This window comes from Janthinobacterium sp. GW821-FHT03C10, assembly GCF_059420865.1.
Map to the genome: position 1 here is coordinate 1 of NZ_JBWKUN010000023.1, position 902 is coordinate 902.

A 902-nucleotide genomic window follows, 5' to 3' on the forward strand; every position below is an offset into this window, starting at 1 on the left:
GAGCCTGTACGTGATAGTCGGACCGATAACAGAATCCCCTGGAAATGGGAGCCATAGTGGGTGATAGCCCCGTATGTGAAATCGGACCGGTGGTACTAAGCGTACGACAAGTAGGGCGGGACACGTGACATCCTGTCTGAATATGGGGGGACCATCCTCCAAGGCTAAATACTCGTAATCGACCGATAGTGAACCAGTACCGTGAGGGAAAGGCGAAAAGAACCCCGGAAGGGGAGTGAAATAGATCCTGAAACCGTGTGCATACAAACAGTAGGAGCGGACTTGTTCCGTGACTGCGTACCTTTTGTATAATGGGTCAGCGACTTACATTCAGTGGCAAGGTTAACCAGATAGGGAAGCCGTAGAGAAATCGAGTCCGAATAGGGCGATCAGTCGCTGGGTGTAGACCCGAAACCAAGTGATCTACTCATGGCCAGGATGAAGGTGCGGTAACACGCCCTGGAGGTCCGAACCCACTAATGTTGAAAAATTAGGGGATGAGCTGTGGGTAGGGGTGAAAGGCTAAACAAACTTGGAAATAGCTGGTTCTCTCCGAAAACTATTTAGGTAGTGCCTCAAGTATCACCATCGGGGGTAGAGCACTGTTATGGCTAGGGGGTCATTGCGACTTACCAAACCATTGCAAACTCCGAATACCGATGAGTGCGAGCTTGGGAGACAGACGTCGGGTGCTAACGTCCGGCGTCAAGAGGGAAACAACCCAGACCGCCAGCTAAGGTCCCAAAGATTGGCTAAGTGGAAAACGAAGTGGGAAGGCTAAAACAGTCAGGATGTTGGCTTAGAAGCAGCCATCATTTAAAGAAAGCGTAATAGCTCACTGATCGAGTCGTCCTGCGCGGAAGATGTAACGGGGCTAAGCCAGTCACCGAAGCTGCGGATAT

1 rRNA gene is annotated in these 902 nt (G+C 51.0%); it reads left to right on the forward strand.

The annotated features are described in order from the left end of the window. A 23S ribosomal RNA gene (locus tag AC07VH_RS29210) occupies window positions 1-902 on the forward strand; the annotation flags it as partial.